Here is a 16,766-nt window from a genome sequence, read left to right as displayed (position 1 = left end):
CACCTGGGGGGGTGGGCTGCGGATGAACAGCAGGATGCCCTCGGGGCTCCTCTCGCAGTAGCGGGTACCCAGCAGCTTCAGCTTCAACGGGATGTTTAAACCGGAATCGGCTCCCGCTAGGGTCGGGGCCCATGGAGAACCTCATCACCCTGGAGTCCTTCGTCCGCAGCGCGCAGTCCACGAGCTTCTCCGCGGCGGCGCGGGGACTGGGGCTGACGCCCGCGGCCGTCAGTCAGAACGTCGCGCGGCTGGAGGCCCGGCTGGGCGTGCGCCTGTTCCAGCGCAGCACCCGGGGGCTGACGCTGACCGAGTCAGGGGAGCGCTTCCTGCGCGACGTCAGCGGCGGCCTGGAGACGCTCCAGACGGCCATCGCCAACGTGTCGGCGTCCGCGGGACAGCCCGCGGGGCTGCTGAAGGTCAGCATGCCTCCCGCGCTCGGGCTGGGCTACCTCGTGCCCCTCTTGAAGGACTTCGCCGCGCGCCATCCCGGCGTCATCCCGGACTGGCACATGGACAACCGGCACGTGGACCTCATCAACGAGGGCTTCGACGCGGCGATTGGCGGCGGCTTCGATCTGCCCTCGGGGTTCGCCGCGCGGGAGCTGGCCCGGGCGCACATCATCGCGGTGGCCTCGCCGGACTACGTGGCGCGCATCCCGCCGCCCCAGCATCCCTCCGACCTCCAGCACCACGAGGGCATCCTGATGCGCTCACCGGCGACGGGACGCCTCCGCACCTGGGCGCTGCGCAACCGCGCGGGGGACCAGGAGTCCGGGGAGATGCGACCGCGGATGATCCTCAACGACCCGGAGGCCATCTGCCAGTGCGCCGTGATGGGATTGGGCATTGCCTTCACCGCGACGTTCAATGCGCTGCCGTACCTGCGCAACGGAACGCTGGTGCGGCTGCTGCCGAAGTGGCACGCGGACATCGGGCCCATCTCGCTCTACTACGCGGGGCACAGGCAGCTGCCCGCGAAGACGCGCGTGTTCGTGGACTACGTCGTCGCCGAGTTCAAGCGTCAGGGCATCGCCCGGATGTTCTCCGCGACGAGCGGGGAGTTCTGAGCAGGCCGCGCGCACGTCCCCTACTTGCTCACCGCGATGGACTTCCGGAAGAGCGCCAGGCTGTAGACGAAGAACCCCATGCCCACCGCGCTCACCATCAGGAACTGGCGCCAGACGGCCTCCAGCCCTCCGCCGCGGTAGATGATGACCTGCGAGAAGCTGACGAAGTGCCGGGCAGGCAGCAGGTAGGTGACGTACTGCAGCCACTTCGGCTGGCTCTCCACGGGCGTGCTCCCGCCCGAAAGCAGCATCAGCACGAGGACCACGAGGATGATCAGCAGCGCGAACTGCGCCATCGAGCGTGAGATCGTCCCCAGGAAGATGCCGAGCGCCGTGGCGAAGAACAGGTAGAGCACGACGCCGGCGAACCACAGCACCACCGAGCCGGCGAACGGCACCTTCAGCACCATGTGCACGACCAGGAGGAGCGAAACCCCGGTCGCGACGAGGATCACGAGGCCGTTGGCCCAGACCTTCGCCATCGCGATCTCGAACGAGGTCAGCGGCATCACCAGCAGGTGCTCCAGCGTTCCGTGTTCGCGTTCGCGGATGACCGCGGCCCCCGTCAGGACGACGGTCAGCAGGGTTATCTGATTGATGATGGCCACCACGCTCTTGAACCAGGACGAGACCCCGTTGGGGTTGAAGAGCTTGCGAACGACCAGGTTGACGGGCTTCGGCCCCGCCTCCTCCGTGCGCTTGATGAAGGAGGAGATCCGGTCGTTGACGATGTTCTTGATATAGCCGGAGCCGATGCCCGCCTGCTGCATCGCGGTCGCGTCGATGTTCAGCTGGATGTCCGGGTTTCGCCCCGCGCGAAGGTCGTGCTCGAAGCGGGGCGGAATCACGACGACGAACATGAACCGGCCCCGGTCCATGTCCGGCTGGATGTCATCCGCGGAGATGATCTCCGGCAGCTTGAAGCGCGGCGGATAGAAGGCGTTGAGCAACTCCTTGGACAACGCGGACTCGTCCTCGTCGACGAAGGCAATGGATGCGTTGTTCACCTCGCTCGAGGTCCCCGTGGCCTGGACATAGATGGCCAGGGTGAACGCATAGACGACGAACACGACCATCACCACGTCGCTCAGCAGGCTGCGAAGCTCCTTGAGCCCGAGCCACAGGATGTTCAGCAGGGAGTTCACCGCTATTTCTCCTGCTTCTTCAAACCGAGGACACTGATGGCCAGCAGGAGGGGGACGCACACGGCCAGGAAGGCGACATCCTTCATGAGGAGGGCCGCCCCCAGCCCCTTGGTGAATGCGCCCAGGCTGGCGTGCATGTAATAGGAGGCCGGCCAGATGGAACCGACGACACCGGCGCCACCCTGCAGCGTGGAGACGGGCTGCAACAAGCCGGAGAACTGGATGGTCGGCACGATGGTCAGGATGGCCGTGACGAAGACGGCCGCGACCTGGCTGCCGGTGAAGGTGGACGTCACCATCCCGATGCCCGTCGTCGCCGCGACGTAGAACAGCGTGCAGAGCATCAACGTCAGGAAGCTGCCCTTGATGGGAACACCGAAGACGATCAGCGCCAGGGCGGTCAGGATGAGGAAGTTGGCCATGCCGATGACGATGTAGGGCAGCTGCTTCCCGAGCAGGTATTCCAGCCTCCCCGTGGGCGTGACATAGAAGTTGATGATCGACCCCAGCTCCTTCTCACGCACGATGCTGACCGTCATGAGGATCGCCGGTATCAGCAGCAGCAGCAGCGCCGGGACACTCGGCACGATGGAATAGACGCTCTCGAACGTTGGATTGTACAGGTAGCGCTCTTCGATGTTGGCCGTGGACTTCTGGGCACTGGCTGAATGGAAGCCGCTCGCGGGATCCCGCAGCAACCGGTTGTGGACCCCCATCACATATTGCTCGACGGTGTCGCCACGGAAGGTCATGGCGCCGTCCACCTGGGCCAGGACCTCGGGCCCGGAGCCCCGGCGGAAATCCAGACCGAAACGAGGCGGGATCTCCAGCACCACCGAGACATCGTCTGACTGGAGCCGGCGGAGCGCTTCGTCCGCGGATTGGGTGGGCGCAGTGGGGGCGAAATAGCGCCCCGACACGGCGAACTGTTCAAGATACGCGCGACTCTCGGGCGACTGGTCCAGGTCCAGCGAGGCATAGCGGATGTTTTCGACGTCGGTCGTGATTCCGAAGCCGAAGACGAGCATCAGCAGCGCCGAACCGACGAAGGCAAACGCCAGCCGGACCTTGTCGCGGAGGATCTGGATGGTCTCGTTGTGGCTGTATGCGAGCATCCGGCCGACCCGCAGCCGGAGGCCGGCCCGGTCCGCTCGTCGCGCGGCCGCAGGGGGAGGTGGAGGAGGTGGGGGGGCCGCGGCCTTGGGCGCCTGGGCGGGAGCCGTGTCCTTGCGCGTCGTGCCCTTGCTTTCGGCGCGTGCCGCTTCGGCGATGGCATCTTCCATGTAGCCAATGAAGGCGGTCTCCAGGCTGTCCGCGTTCCGTGCCTCGATCAGCTTCTGGGGGGCATCCGCCGCCAGCACCCTTCCTGCGTTCATGAGGGAGATGCGGTCGCAGCGCATCCCCTCGTTCATGAAGTGTGTCGTCACGAAGATGGTGACGCCCTGCTTCCGCGACAGGTCGCTCAGCAGCTCCCAGAAGCTGTCCCGGGCGACCGGATCGACTCCCGACGTGGGCTCGTCCAGGATGAGGATCTGCGGCCCGTGCAGCACCGCGACGGCCAGCGAGAGCCGCTGGCGCAGGCCCATCGGCAGGGACTCGGCCAATGCCTCCAGGTGCGCGCGCAGGCCGAAGCGCTCGACCAGCTCCTCGATGCGCGCCTTCGCCTTGTCTGGTGGCAGATGGTAGAGCCGGGCATGCAGGACGAGGTTCTGATGGACGCTCAGCTCGCCGTAGAGCGAGAACGCCTGCGTCATGTAGCCCAGGTTCTTGCGCACCTCCATGCTGCCGGCATCGACGGAGCTGCCGAAGAGCTTCGCCGTCCCTTCCGTGGGGGGCAGCAGGCCGGTCAGCATCTTCATGGTCGTGGACTTGCCGCAGCCGTTGGAGCCCAGGAAGCCGAAGATCTCACCGCGCTCAATCGACAAGGTGACGTGGTCGACGGCGGTGAAGGTCCCGAAGCGGCGGGTCAGTCCGTGGGCCTCGATGGCCAGCTCCGCGTTGCCCGGGGCACGGGGCGGGATGATGACTTCCTTGTGGCCCCTTCGCTTCTCCTCGGGCAGGAGCGCGATGAAGCAATGCTCCAGGTCCTTCGTCCCCGAGCGCTCCATCAGCTCCGTGGGAGTCCCTGTCGCCAGCACGCGCCCCGCGTCCATGGCCACGATCCAGTCCCACTGCTGGGCTTCGTCCATGTAGGCGGTGGAGATGACGACGCTCATGCCGGGGCGCCCGGCGCGGATGTCGTCGATCAGGGTCCAGAACTGCCGCCGGGAGAGCGGGTCGACGCCGGTGGTGGGCTCGTCGAGGATGAGCAGATCCGGGTCATGCACCAGCGCGCCGCACAGCCCCACCTTCTGCTTCATTCCGCCTGAGAGCTTGCCGGCGGGGCGCTCCGCGAACTTGCCCAGGCCCGTGGCCTCGAGCAGCTCCCGGACGCGCACCTTGCGCTCCTCGGCAGACAGCCCGAAGAGCCGCGCCATGAAGTCGACGTTGTCGTAGACGCTGAGCTCCAGATAGAGGTTCTTCCCCAGCCCCTGGGGCATGTATGCGATCCGCGGCCCCACCGCGCGCCGGTGCCGGGCGTCCGCGATGTCCCCGTCCAGGACGGTCACCCGTCCTTGCTGCATCTTCTTGGAGCCGGCGACCAGGGCCATCAGCGTCGACTTGCCGACGCCATCCGGCCCCACGATGCCCACCATGATGCCGGTGGGAATGTCGAGCGAGATGCCGTCGAGCGCGACGACGCTGCCATAGCGGTGGGTCACGTTCTGGATGGAGACCACGAGGCTGCTGGAGACGCCGCCCGGCGCTCCTGGAGACGCGGATGAGACCATGGCTGAGCCCTCCCGGGTCACCGGCGCGATTGGGGTTCGGCTTCAGCCGTGATGACGTTCTGCAATTGGGCAGGCCAGGTGGCGGAGGGGTCCACCTTGACGTAGCCGACGCCGCGGATGCCCGTCTTGATGCGCTCGACGTAGCGGCTGGCCAGCTCCCTGGGGACCTGGAGCTTCACCCGGAACATCAGCTTCTCCCGCTCGCTCTTCGTCTCGACCTGCTTGGGAGTGAACTGCGCTTCCGGGGACACGAAGGAGACATACCCGGGGATCGAGCGGTCGGGCTCGAAGTCGACGGTGAGGCGCGCTTCGGAGCCCAGCTTCATGCGGGCGGCCTCGCTGGCCGGGAGGAAGATCTCCATGTAGACGTCCTCCAGGTTCACGAGCGTCAGCGCCGGCCCGCCGGGCGCCAGCACCTCGCCGGGCTCGGCGAGGCGATAGAGGACTCTTCCCGTCGCGGGAGACTTGAGCGTCGCGTCGGCGATGCGCGTCTTGATCGTCGCCGCACTGGCTCGCGCGACCTCGATCTGCTGCCTGGAGGTCTTCACCGTGGCTTCCGCTTCCGCCAGGCTGGCCTGGGTGGTCGCCAGCTGGCTCGTTCGAACGTCCAGCTCCCGCTGCGATCCGGCGCCCTGCGCCACCAGCTTCCGGGCGCGATCGGCCTCGATGGTGGCAAGCTCAATCTCACTCTTCTGCCTGGCGATCGACGCCTGGGCCACCGCCAGGCTTTCCTGCATGGCCGCGAGGTTCGCGTTGGCCTCCGCCAGGCTGGACTCCAGCGTGGTGGTGTCCAACTGCACCAGCACCTGACCCGGCTTGACGAGGTCGCCTTCGTTGACAACGATTTCCTTCACCCGCAGGGGTTCCTTGGCGGCGACATCCACCAACTTCGCCTCGATGCGGCCGTTGCCCGAGACAATCCCCTCCGGCAGCCTGGATTGCCTCCCCTTCACGTACCGGAAGCCAATGAACACGGCGATCGCGATGGCGATCAACCCAATGACCCACTTCATCTTCCCTTTCGGGTTCTTGGGCATGGCGGACTCTCTAGTGCTTTCCCGGTTGCGAGCTGTGATTGACTTCCTGCTTCCGAGGCTTGGACACCATGTCGCCCCAGTTGGTCCGCTTCTCCATCTCGTCTTGCATCGGCTCCGGCACGACGGGCTGGTCCTTGCGCACCTCCCAGCCCCCGCCCAGCGCCTTGTAGAGGGCGACCAGGTTCGTGGCGATGGAGGAGTTCGTCTGGACCAGGTTGTTCTGCTGTTGCAAGAGCGAGCGTTGCGCGTCCAGCACGCGCTGGTAATCCACGGCGCCTTCCCGGTACTGCACCACGGCGAGCTCCACCGACCTCTGCGCGGCCTTCACCGCGGCCTGGTGGAATGCCAGGGCCTTCTGCGCATTGACGAAGCCCGCCAGGGCGTCCGACACCTCCTGGGCCGCCCTGAGCACCGTGTTGCGGTAGTTGACGAGCAATTGCTGGAACCGCGCGTCTTCGACACGCACACCATTCTTCAGGCGGCCGTAGTTCAGGAAGGGAAAGACAATCCGCGGGCCAATGGAATAGACCAGACTGCCGAGCGAGAAGAGATTGCCGGAGGAGGCGCCGCTGGTGGTCGCCTGGAGCCCGAGCGTCCCGAAGATCGAGAAGCTCGGATAGAGTTCTGCCTCGGCGATGCCGATTCGCGCACACTGCGCGGCGGCGAAGAGCTCTGCGCTGCGGACATCCGGACGCCGCCGCAGGATCTCGGCCGGCATGCCGACGGCCACCGTCGCGGGCGCCATCGGAATCTGCTTGGGGCCCGCCAGCAGGGCCTCCACGGCTCCCGTGGGCTGGCCCAGGAGCGTGCTCAGGGCGTTGTGAGACTGCTCCAACCCGCCTTCGAGCTGGGGGATGGTGGCCCGGGTGCTCTCCAGCAGGGTCGCGGCCTGTGTCACGTCGAGCTCCGAGGTGGCACCGTTGCTGAAGCGCGCTTCGGCGATCCGGAAGCCCTCCTCCTGGATCCGGACGTTCTGCCGAGCCTGCTCGAGGAGCACCTCGTACGTCCGGACCACGACATAGGTTCGCGCGACCTCCGCGGTGATTGAGACGAGCGAGGATTGGTACTCCGCCACCGACGCGAGCAGGCCGGCGGTCCCCGACTCCACGCCCCGCCGGTACTTGCCCCAGAAATCCAATTCCCAGATCGCGTCGAAGCCCAGCTGGTATTCCAGATAGTGGCGGTCGAAGGCGCCGATACCGGCCACATTGGCTGCGTTCTCACTGACTCCCACCGCGGCCGCGCTGCCGGTGGCCACCTGGACCTGCGGATACTGCTGGCCGGTGAGGATGCCCAACTGGGCGCGTGCCTCCACGATCCTCAAGCCGGCAATCTGCAGCGGTAGATTCTGCCGGTAGGCGAGCTCGACGAGGTGATCCAGCGTCGGATCGCCAAACGACTTCCACCACTGCGTGTCGACCTCCGCCTGCGTCGAGAATCGCGGGTCGTCCTGGGTGCGCCACTCCTTGGCGACCGCGGCCTCGGGCTTCGTGAAGTTGGGCCCTACCGCGCACCCGGAGAGCGCGGACAGGACACCGAGCAGCGGCAACGCGCCAATGAAGGGTGCAAGCCCCGGGTTCATCCCCTGCCTTGTGCTGTCCGTCCCCCGCATGCAAGACACCTCGATCGATGTGGACGATGGGCACCTCGTGGAGCGCGCGGAAGTACGAGCTGACCGAATGCCCGGCAGGGCAGTCCTCAATGTCCGTTCACCAATGCCTGACTCCGACCCGGGGGCGACGTGGCTGCTTCAGGATGGGGTCAAGTCAGGGGGCTTCCTCCCGGGCGCCGTCCTGCTCGAGGAGGGCGGCTGGATCCGCCACCACGAGGTCCGCGCCGTGGCGGCGCAGCTCGGCGGACCGACCCAGCCGGTCGACGCCGATGACATAGGCGAAGTGGGCCGCCCGTGCGGCCGCGACGCCGTCCGGCGTGTCCTCGAAGATGACCGCTTCCTCGGAGTCGACCCCGAGGGCCCGGGCGGCCGCGAGGTAGACCTCGGGGGGAGGCGTGGCGTCGAGCCGCGCGTCGAAGAGGTCCGAGATGCCGGCGGACTGGAGCATCTCCGCGCAGTGCCTGCTCCCGGAGACGACCGCGGTCCGGAGCCCCGCGGCGCGCGCCGCCTGGACGTAGCGGATTGTTCCTTCATACGTCTCCACCCGCTCCTGTCGGAGCAGTTCGACCAGGAGCCCTGTCTTGCGGTCGTTCAGCGCGTGAACCGTGCTCTGCTGCAGCACGATGCCGCGGGAGTCCAGGAACGCGTGGAGGCCCTCCAGGGGCGGCTTGCCGTCGAAGTAGCGGCTGTAGTCGCGCACCAGGTCGAAGGGGATGAAGGGCTGCCCCGAGGCTTGCGCACGCCGCCGCAGGTAGTGGTCGCACAGCTGCTTCCAGGCCCTGGCGTGGAGGCCGGAGGTCTGGGCGAGGACACCATCGAGACCGAAGAGGCAGGCGCGCGCGCGGGGCGGGAGCCCCAGCTTCGTCCGTGCGCGGGGTGGCTGGCCCAGGATGAAGGCGTCGACCGCGTAGGCGAACCCGTCCTCGTCGTTGGTGCGCGTGACGTGGCGTGCGAGCCGTTGGACCTCGGGGCTGGCGTTGCCCATGGCGATGCCAACGCCGGCGGTGGTCAGCATGGGCAGGTCGTTGGCCATGTCCCCGATGGCCGCGATCTGCTCAAGGGGAAGCGCGAGGAGGCGTGAGGCCTCACGCACGACCATCCCCTTGTTCGCTTCGGGGTGCGTGATGTCGACATAGTAGGGCGTCGAACGTGCCGCGGACGCCTCGGCGCCCAGTCTCAGGGAGAGCTCGGCCTCGCAGCGCGCGACCCTCGCTGTGTCCTCGCTCACCCCGACGATCTTGATGGGGGCGTCGAGCACGCCGTGCAGGTCCGCGATGACGACCGGGTCGAAGCCGACGTTGCTCCTCTCTCTGGCCACGCGGAATGCCTCGGGGCCGCGGAGGAACCACTCGGCTCCCTGGTATACCCAGACATCCAGGCCCGCCTGGAGCAGGAAGTCGACGGCCTGCCTGGCAATGGCGGGCGGCAGGGTCCGCTGCTCCAGCACCGTCGTGAGATCGGCTTTGACGTACACGCCGCCGTTGAAGGCGGCCACGGGGTCGGTGAGCTTCAGCGCGGCCACCAGCCCTGCCATCCCGCGCGGCGGTCGCCCGCTCGTGACGGTGAACATGACGCCGCTGGCGCGCAGCCGGGCGACGGCCTCGCAGGTTCGCGCGGTGAGGACCTTGTCCCGCGTCACCATCGTCCCGTCGATGTCCGCGATGAGCAACTTGATGGTCATGGCTGTCTCCAGCGCCCGCCCGCTCGCTGCCGCAACCGCACGCCGGGCATGGCCAGTGACGGCTGGTTTCAGGGTGAAGATGGCATCGCAACGGGGCAACACCATCCTTCCCGGCGATCCAAGGCAGACCCATTGCCGAGCGCCCCCCCGCCAGTTGTCGGCGCATCGGGGCACCCTCAGGTTCACTCCCGAAGGATGGGAGGAACACATGCCGAAGATGCCGGGGATCGACGAAACCGCACGAGCAATTGTCGCTGACGGAAAGGGCATCCTGGCGGCGGACGAGACGGTCTCCACGATCACGAAGCGCCTGACCGCGCGCGCCATCGAGTCGACCGCGGACAGCCGCCGCGCCTACCGTGAGATGCTCTTCAGTACGCCCGACCTCACCGCGTTCATCGGCGGTGTCATCCTGCAGGACGAGACGATCCGGCAGGACGGTTCGACAGGCATCCCGCTGATCGAACTGCTGGCGCGCCGGGGCATCATCCCCGGCATCAAGGTCGACGCGGGCGTCCACCCCCTGGCCGGCGCGCCGGGAGAGTTCGTCGCTGAAGGGCTCGACGGGCTCCGCGACCGGCTCGAGGAGTACCACGAGCTGGGTGCGCGCTTCGCCAAGTGGCGCGCGGTCTTCGTCATCCGCGACGGGCTGCCGACCGCGAAGTGCATCCACGCGAATGCGCACGCGCTCGCGCGTTACGCCGCCCTCTGCCAGGAGCAGGGCCTGGTGCCCATCGTGGAGCCTGAAGTCCTGATGGAGGGCGCGCACGCGCTCGAGCGATGTGAGGACGTGACGGGGCGCGTGCTGCATGCGGTCTTCAACGAACTCTTCGATGCGCAGGTGTCCCTGGAAGGGATGTTGCTCAAGCCGAACATGGTCACCGCGGGAAACGGCTTCGCGAGGCAGGCCTCGGTTGAGGAGGTGGCGGAGGCGACGTTGCGCGTCCTGACGCGCCATGTTCCGCCCGCGGTCCCCGGGGTCGTCTTCCTGTCCGGCGGACAGGACCACGTCCTGGCCACCGAACACCTCAACGCCATCAACATGCTGGACGGCCCGAAGCCCTGGAAGCTGAGCTTCTCCTACGGACGCGCGCTGCAGGACGAGGCACTCGAAGTCTGGCGGGGCCAGCGCGAGCGCGTGCCTGCCGCCCAGCAGGTGTTCCACCACCGCGCGTGGTGCGACAGCGCGGCGGCCCTGGGCAGGTACAGCGGCGACATGGAGGGCGAAGCGGGCTTCGCCCAACCCGACTCCACACCTCACGCTCCACACTGATGGGAGGAATGTCATGGCACATCCAATAGGGACGGAAGCATCCGAATCGGCGTCGCCGTTGTCCGCCAGGGAGCGCGGCCAGGGACCCTCCGCGCCGGGCAGGGATCGGCCCCAGGGGGAGGGACCGCTCACCGCCAGGGAAGTGGAGTTGATGAACGCGTACTGGCGCGCGTGCAACTACCTCGCGGTGGGGATGATCTACCTCCAGGACAACCCACTGCTGCACAGGCCCCTGGTGCCGGCGGACGTGAAGCACCGGCTGCTGGGCCACTGGGGCGCGAGCCCGGCGCTCTCGTTCACCTGGGTCCATCTGAACCGGCTCATCGTCGAACAGGGCCTCGACGTCATCTTCGTGGCCGGGCCGGGCCACGGCGCTCCGGGCGTGCTCGGGCCGGCGTATCTCGAGGGCACCTACTCGGAGGTCTATCCGGACAAGAGCCTGGACGCGGAGGGGATGCAGAAGTTCTTCAAGCAGTTCTCCTTCCCCGGTCACATCGGCAGCCACGTCACCCCGGAGACGCCGGGCTCCATCCATGAAGGTGGCGAGCTTGGCTACAGCCTCTCCCACGCGTACGGCATGGCCTTCGACAATCCCGACCTCATCGTCGCCTGCGTCGTGGGTGACGGCGAAGCCGAGACCGGGCCGCTCGCGACGGCCTGGCACTCGAACAAGTTCCTCAACCCCGCGCGGGACGGCGCCGTGCTGCCCATCCTGAACCTCAACGGGTACAAGATCGCCAACCCGACCATCCTCTCCCGCATCAGCCAGGAAGAGCTCGAGGCCCTGTTCGTCGGCTACGGCTACAAGCCCTACTTCGTCGAGGGCAGCGACCCGACGCAGATGCACCAGAAGATGGCGGAGACCCTGGAGCGCGCCGTCGAGGAGATCAAGGCCCTGCAAAAAACGGCACGGCAGACGGACACCCCGACGCGTCCGCGCTGGCCCATGATCGTCCTGCGCTCGCCCAAGGGCTGGACCGGCCCGAAGGAGCTGGATGGGCACAAGCTGGAGGGCTCCTGGCGCTCACACCAGGTCCCCTTCGGCGACGTGCGGGACAACCCGTCGCACCTGAAGGCGCTCGAGGACTGGATGCGCAGCTACCGGCCCGAGGAGCTGTTCGACGCGCAGGGGAGGCTGAATCCGGAGGTCAGGGCGCTCGCACCCAAGGGGGCCCGGCGGATGAGCGCGAACCTCCACGCCAACGGCGGCCTGCTTCGCAAGGCGCTCAAGCTGCCGGACTTCCGCGACTATGCGGTCAAGGTCGGCCAGCGCGGCACCACGCTGCATGAGAACACGAAGCCGCTCGGCGAGTTCCTGCGCGACATCATGCGCGACAACCCGACGAACTTCCGCGTCTTCGGCCCGGACGAGACGGCCTCGAACCGGCTCCAGGACATCTACAAGGTGAGCAAGAAGACCTGGATGGCCACCCTGTTGCCGGAGGACGCCGACGGGGGCGAGCTCGCGCGGGACGGCCGCGTCATGGAGATGCTGTCGGAGCACACGCTGCTCGGCTGGCTCGAGGGGTATCTGCTCACGGGGCGCCACGGCTTGTTCCACACGTATGAGGCGTTTGCCCACGTCATCGACTCCATGTTCAACCAGCACGCCAAGTGGTTGGACATCAGCAAGAACCACGTGAGCTGGCGGGCGCCCGTCGCCTCGGAGAACATCCTGCTCTCCTCGACGGTGTGGCGTCAGGACCACAACGGGTTCTCACATCAGGACCCGGGGTTCATCGACCTGGTGACCAACAAGTCCGGCTCCGTCACCCGCATCTACCTGCCTCCAGATGCCAACACGCTGCTGGTGGTGGCGGACCAGTGCCTGCGCAGCACCGACTGCGTCAACGTCATCGTCGCGGACAAGCAGAAGCACCTGCAGTTCACCAGCATGGACGAGGCCATCGCCCACTGCGCCAAGGGGATGGGCATCTGGAAGAGGGCCAGCACGGACGTGGACGCGGAGCCGGATGTCATCATGGCCAGCTGCGGCGACGTCGCGACGCAGGAGGCCCTGGCCGCCGCCTCCATCCTTCGCGAGCGCGCACCGAACCTGAAGCTGCGCTTCGTCAACATCGTCGACCTGTTCAAGCTGCAGTCGTCGGCGGATCACCCGCACGGGTCCACCCAACGGGAAATCGAAAGCCTGTTCCCGCGGGGCAAGCCGATCATCTTCAGCTTCCACGGCTATGCCTCGCTCATCCACAAGCTTGCCTATCGTTTCATCGACCACGAAGACCTGCACGTGCATGGCTACAAGGAGAAGGGCAACATCAACACGCCCTTCGAGCTGGCGATCCTGAACGAGACGTCCCGCTTCCACCTGGTCATCGACGTCATCGATCGCGTGCAGGGGATGCAGGCGAAGGCAGGGCACCTGAAGGAAGAGATGAAGAACGCCCTCCTCGACAACCTGGCCTACGCGCACGCGCACGGCAGGGATCGTCCTGAAATCGCCGACTGGACCTGGCCGGACTGAGAGGGGCTCACGCATGGCTCGGCGGACGTTCGAAACGGGAGACGCGCTGCTCGTACTCAACGCCGGTTCTTCGAGCCTGAAGTTCTCCGTCTTCCTGGATGAGGAGCCCCTCCGCCTCTTGCTGCGGGGGGAGTTCGAGGAGCTGTCGACCCGTCCGCGGTTCGTCGCGCACGCGGACGGCGTCGTCATCGGCGAGAGGGACTGGCCCCCCGGAACGCAGCTCGGGTACACGGGCGCCACCGACTTCCTGTTCGCCTGGGGGAAAGAGGGCGTCCTCGGCGGGCACCGGATCGCCGCCACCGGCCACCGTGTGGTCCATGGCGGCATGCGTTTCTCCGGGCCCACCCTCGTCGACGCGGCGGCCCTGGCGGAGCTGGAAGCGCTCATTCCGCTGGCGCCGTTGCACCAGCCCCACTGCGTGGAGGCGATTCGAGCCGTCACGCGGACGGCGCCAGCGATGCCGCAGGTCGCATGCTTCGACACCGCGTTTCACCGCACCCAGCCGCCCGTGGCCCAGGCCTTCGCCCTGCCTCGTCGTTATGCCGAGGAGGGCATCCGCCGCTACGGATTCCATGGCCTCTCCTACGAGTACATCGCCTCCACGCTGCCGAGCAGGGTGCCCGGGGCCGCCGAGGGACGCACGGTGGTGGCGCACCTGGGGAACGGCGCGAGCATGTGCGCCCTGCTGCGGGGCCGCAGTGTGGCGACGACCATGGGGCTCACCGCCTTGGATGGGCTCATGATGGGCACCCGCTGCGGTGCCATCGATCCCGGGGTCCTGCTCTACCTGATGGACCGGCACGGCATGGACGCGCGCGCGCTGGAGCGGCTCCTCTACGAACAATCCGGCCTGCTGGGCGTCTCCGGCGAATCCAGCGACATGCGAGCGCTGCTCGGCGGCTCCAGTGCCGCCGCGGCCGAGGCGCTGGAGTTGTTCGTCTACCGCATCCATCGCGAGCTTGGCTCGCTCGCGGCGGCCCTGCAGGGCCTGGACGCCGTGGTGTTCACGGGCGGCATTGGCGAGCACGCCGCGCCCATCCGCGAGCGGGTCTGTCGTGCGGCGAGCTGGCTCGGGCTGGAGCTGGATGAGGAGGCCAATGCTGGCGGCGGTCCCCGCATCACCAGGCCCGACAGCCGCGTCTCCGCCTGGGTGATTCCCACGGATGAGGAGGCGATGATCGCCCTCCACACCCGGCGCGTGCTGCGCTCAACAGGTCCGCGGGTCCGGTGAGCGGGGCGTGACTCGCGCCAGGGCCGGGACGTGAGCGCACGCCTGTCCGCCCCCCACCGGAGGGAGGGTGTGCGGACAGGGGGCGCATCCCCACGCTCCCGGCACCACGCAGTCCGGAATCACAAGGCGCCCCTCATGCGACTCCTCACGTTGTTTCCCCTTGCCCTGCTGGCGCTCGCCGTACCTCGGGGCGCGCGTGCCCAGTCGACGTCTGGCACGGCCCCGGACCCGGTGGGCTTCGCCACGAAGATGAGCGAGGGGCCCGAGCGGCACTTCATGTTCAATGCGGGCGGCGGCGTCTCCTTCCCCATCTCCGACGCGGGGGACCGCTTCGAGACGGGCGGCGGCTTCCAGCTGGGCGCCGGCTATCAGTTCCTGAGGAACCTCGGCGTCATGGCGGAGTACTACTACAGCAGCTATTCCATCCAGGCCGACGTGCTCACCGGGAGTGGCGTTGATGGCAGTCACTACATGCAATACGGCAGCCTCAATGCTGTCTGGAATGTGATTCCCCGCAGCACCCTCGGCTTCTACTTCATCGCCGGGCCGGGCCTGTACCACCGCAAGGTGGAGCTGACCCGACTGGGGGGCGTCGCGACCATCCCGTACTGCGACCCGTGGCTGTACTACTGCGGCACGGACGTGGTGCCGGTGACGCAGATTCTCGGCTCGCGCAGCAGCACGGACTTCGGGGTCGGCGGCGGCGTCGGCTTCACCGTGAAGATCGATGGGGACCTGCGCCTCTACGTGGAGGGCCGCTACCACTACATCTTCGGTGACAGCTTCGACCTTCCGGACGGCAGCTCCAGCAAGGCCGACGGCCAGTACATCCCGGTCACCCTCGGCATTCGCTACTGAAGGTGCGCGAGCGAAGCCGGAGCCGGGGAGATGATCGCGGCGACCGTGCTGGGTTCAAGCGTCAGGACCTCGCCCCCGTGCGCGCGCACCACCTGGATGTCACGCCCGGCGTGGGACATCTCCCAGCTCCCCGTGCTCCTTGCTGGGCAAATCGTTGCCATCCGCCTTGAAAGGCGTGGGAACCCCTTACGTCCAGGCCTCGGGGTAGGAGCTGGGTTCACGGAATTGATACACCCTGCTCATGAAGCCGCCCCTTGAAGTCCCCGCGGACCTGCGTCGCCTGCTTCAATCGCGGTCGTCGGAGCTCGTTGCCAGGGTCGAGCGGTTCCTCGCCGAAGCGGCGCGAAGGTGCACGTACCTTCGCACCGAGCGGGTCGCCGGGTCGCCGCTGCGACCCTCGCTCCTCCACCGCCTGCTGGGGCACCGCCCAGCGGCCCCGCTGCTCCCCATCCTCGACAGCAAGTTCGGCGGCGTCCCCTACGTCGAGGAGGCGAACCTGCCGGCGCCACTTCTGGCCATCATGTTGGTAGGAGCCGTACTGGCTCGTGAAGCCAGGCATGCCCCTCGCGTCGATGCTCACCTTTTCGGGGGTGTGGGAGCTCGTCCCCTCGGGCGGGTGTGGGGGCAGGTCCACCTTGTGCCAGACGCCGCTGCGCGCGCGCCAGAGCATCTTCCAGCGGCTCGTGAAGCAGGGCGCACAGCCATCGTCGGTCGTCAGGTGGGCCATGTCCTTGCCGCTCCAGCCGAACTCCGAAGTGAGGCGTTGCCAGTGCTCCCCGTCGAAGCGGCGCAACTCGTGGGTGTACATCTCCCAGGAGAGGGCGGTGGGCTGATGCGGGTCGCCCAGCAGGCGGAGCCCGTTCGTGGACATCTCCATGGGGAACCGGTCGAGCTTCCCCAGCGGATGCGCGTCCGTCACGGTGAGCCGCGCGGTGTTTGTCTTGAACATCCACAGGGGCTCACCAGGCCCACCCCCGAACACCTGATCGAGCTCGTTCGCGAATCGCGTCCCCTTCAACGCGGAAGGTGTCTGTCGTTGCCCCCGGGTCTCGACGAGCAGCTTGCGGTCCTCCACGAAGAAGCGCCCCCCGGGTCGTGGCGAGCGCACCGACGGATCGGGCGGCTCTGGAGGCACCTCGCGCTCCGGGACGAGCGCCAGCGGCCCGATGCGCTCCGCGTCCACCTTCGCTTGGACACACCGCGCGCTGTCGCACGCGAAGAGCCGCAGCGCCCCTCCGCGCGCATCCGCCAGCGCGAGCCGCCGCAGCGGTCCCAGGCCCGTGTCCAGCGTGTCCCTCCATGCGCCCGCGCGCCAGAGGCCCACCACGCCGGAGTGCGCACCGTTGGAGACCACCGCGTCACCCCGCGCGGCGACGAGCCCCGGGTACAGCGGCGCGGGCAGGACGGTGCACCACCCCGAGCCGCTGCAGTGCTGCTCGGTCAGCTCCGGCAGCGACACCGGAGCCTGGGCCAGGAGCGTGGCGAAGAGGACGGAGAGCATGGGGCATTCCATCCCCCCGCCCGTGGGCCGTGCTTGGGGTTGGAGGGT

The 16,766-nt window shown here is 67.7% G+C and carries 12 protein-coding genes; 5 read left to right on the top strand and 7 right to left on the bottom strand.

Going from position 1 to position 16,766, the window contains the following annotated elements:
* Nucleotides 1–131: 131 nt before the first annotated feature.
* Complete coding sequence (locus D7X12_RS15225) at nucleotides 132–1,067, top strand: LysR family transcriptional regulator (protein ID WP_120625998.1); 936 nt, start codon at nucleotides 132–134, stop codon at nucleotides 1,065–1,067.
* Nucleotides 1,068–1,087: 20 nt separating this feature from the next.
* On the opposite strand, the gene D7X12_RS15220 is transcribed toward D7X12_RS15225, so the two are convergent.
* The 5 genes from D7X12_RS15220 to D7X12_RS43710 all read right to left on the bottom strand — a co-directional run bounded on the left by D7X12_RS15220 (nucleotide 1,088) and on the right by D7X12_RS43710 (nucleotide 9,373).
* Complete coding sequence (locus D7X12_RS15220; protein ID WP_120625997.1) at nucleotides 1,088–2,212, bottom strand: ABC transporter permease; 1,125 nt, start codon at nucleotides 2,210–2,212, stop codon at nucleotides 1,088–1,090.
* A 2-nt stretch (nucleotides 2,213–2,214) separates the two neighbouring features.
* The gene (gene rbbA, locus D7X12_RS15215) at nucleotides 2,215–5,043 is read right to left on the bottom strand and encodes a ribosome-associated ATPase/putative transporter RbbA (protein WP_120625996.1); all 2,829 of its coding nucleotides are present in this window, start codon (nucleotides 5,041–5,043) and stop codon (nucleotides 2,215–2,217) included.
* 17 nt (nucleotides 5,044–5,060) lie between these two features.
* The gene (locus D7X12_RS15210) at nucleotides 5,061–6,080 is read right to left on the bottom strand and encodes an HlyD family secretion protein (protein WP_120625995.1); all 1,020 of its coding nucleotides are present in this window, start codon (nucleotides 6,078–6,080) and stop codon (nucleotides 5,061–5,063) included.
* 10 nt (nucleotides 6,081–6,090) lie between these two features.
* Nucleotides 6,091–7,662 (bottom strand): efflux transporter outer membrane subunit, encoded by a 1,572-nt coding sequence (locus D7X12_RS15205; RefSeq protein WP_244224570.1) that lies wholly within the window; start codon nucleotides 7,660–7,662, stop codon nucleotides 6,091–6,093.
* A 184-nt stretch (nucleotides 7,663–7,846) separates the two neighbouring features.
* Nucleotides 7,847–9,373, bottom strand: a complete 1,527-nt coding sequence (locus tag D7X12_RS43710) for a Cof-type HAD-IIB family hydrolase (protein ID WP_244224569.1) — start codon at nucleotides 9,371–9,373, stop codon at nucleotides 7,847–7,849.
* On the opposite strand from D7X12_RS43710, the gene D7X12_RS15195 reads away from it, so the two are divergent.
* From D7X12_RS15195 to D7X12_RS15180, 4 genes are all read left to right on the top strand, one after another.
* Nucleotides 9,354–10,646, top strand: a complete 1,293-nt coding sequence (locus tag D7X12_RS15195) for a class I fructose-bisphosphate aldolase (protein ID WP_244224568.1) — start codon at nucleotides 9,354–9,356, stop codon at nucleotides 10,644–10,646. The genes D7X12_RS43710 and D7X12_RS15195 overlap by 20 nt on opposite strands.
* A 151-nt stretch (nucleotides 10,647–10,797) precedes the next feature.
* A complete protein-coding gene (locus D7X12_RS15190; RefSeq protein WP_244224567.1) occupies nucleotides 10,798–13,128 on the top strand; it encodes a phosphoketolase family protein in 2,331 nt (776 codons plus the stop codon).
* A gap of 13 nt (nucleotides 13,129–13,141) precedes the next feature.
* Complete coding sequence (locus D7X12_RS15185; RefSeq protein ID WP_120625992.1) at nucleotides 13,142–14,359, top strand: acetate/propionate family kinase; 1,218 nt, start codon at nucleotides 13,142–13,144, stop codon at nucleotides 14,357–14,359.
* A 135-nt stretch (nucleotides 14,360–14,494) separates the two neighbouring features.
* Nucleotides 14,495–15,217 (top strand): outer membrane beta-barrel protein, encoded by a 723-nt coding sequence (locus D7X12_RS15180; RefSeq protein WP_120625991.1) that lies wholly within the window; start codon nucleotides 14,495–14,497, stop codon nucleotides 15,215–15,217.
* Here the strand turns inward: D7X12_RS15180 and D7X12_RS45035 are convergent.
* A complete protein-coding gene (locus tag D7X12_RS45035) occupies nucleotides 15,211–15,336 on the bottom strand; it encodes a hypothetical protein (RefSeq protein WP_279637186.1) in 126 nt (41 codons plus the stop codon). The genes D7X12_RS15180 and D7X12_RS45035 overlap by 7 nt on opposite strands.
* Nucleotides 15,337–15,434: 98 nt before the next feature.
* Nucleotides 15,435–16,718 carry a hypothetical protein gene (locus D7X12_RS15175; protein WP_120625990.1) on the bottom strand — a complete coding sequence of 428 codons (1,284 nt, stop codon included), beginning with the start codon at nucleotides 16,716–16,718 and terminating at the stop codon, nucleotides 15,435–15,437.
* Between the last annotated feature and the right edge of the window lie 48 nt (nucleotides 16,719–16,766).

The sequence above is a fragment of the Corallococcus sicarius genome, assembly GCF_003611735.1.
Taxonomy (GTDB): Bacteria; Myxococcota; Myxococcia; order Myxococcales; family Myxococcaceae; genus Corallococcus; species Corallococcus sicarius.
This window is presented reverse-complemented; position numbering and strand designations above follow the sequence as displayed.

Coding starts and splice junctions, on each gene's coding strand:
- D7X12_RS43710 (WP_244224569.1), bottom strand. CDS start 9,373: ATGACCATCAAGTTGCTCATCGCGGACATCGACGGGACGATGGTGACG.
- rbbA (WP_120625996.1), bottom strand. CDS start 5,043: ATGGTCTCATCCGCGTCTCCAGGAGCGCCGGGCGGCGTCTCCAGCAGC.
- D7X12_RS15190 (WP_244224567.1), top strand. CDS start 10,798: ATGAACGCGTACTGGCGCGCGTGCAACTACCTCGCGGTGGGGATGATC.
- D7X12_RS45035 (WP_279637186.1), bottom strand. CDS start 15,336: ATGTCCCACGCCGGGCGTGACATCCAGGTGGTGCGCGCGCACGGGGGC.
- D7X12_RS15195 (WP_244224568.1), top strand. CDS start 9,354: ATGAGCAACTTGATGGTCATGGCTGTCTCCAGCGCCCGCCCGCTCGCT.
- D7X12_RS15225 (WP_120625998.1), top strand. CDS start 132: ATGGAGAACCTCATCACCCTGGAGTCCTTCGTCCGCAGCGCGCAGTCC.
- D7X12_RS15210 (WP_120625995.1), bottom strand. CDS start 6,080: ATGCCCAAGAACCCGAAAGGGAAGATGAAGTGGGTCATTGGGTTGATC.
- D7X12_RS15180 (WP_120625991.1), top strand. CDS start 14,495: ATGCGACTCCTCACGTTGTTTCCCCTTGCCCTGCTGGCGCTCGCCGTA.
- D7X12_RS15205 (WP_244224570.1), bottom strand. CDS start 7,662: ATGAACCCGGGGCTTGCACCCTTCATTGGCGCGTTGCCGCTGCTCGGT.
- D7X12_RS15175 (WP_120625990.1), bottom strand. CDS start 16,718: ATGCTCTCCGTCCTCTTCGCCACGCTCCTGGCCCAGGCTCCGGTGTCG.
- D7X12_RS15185 (WP_120625992.1), top strand. CDS start 13,142: ATGGCTCGGCGGACGTTCGAAACGGGAGACGCGCTGCTCGTACTCAAC.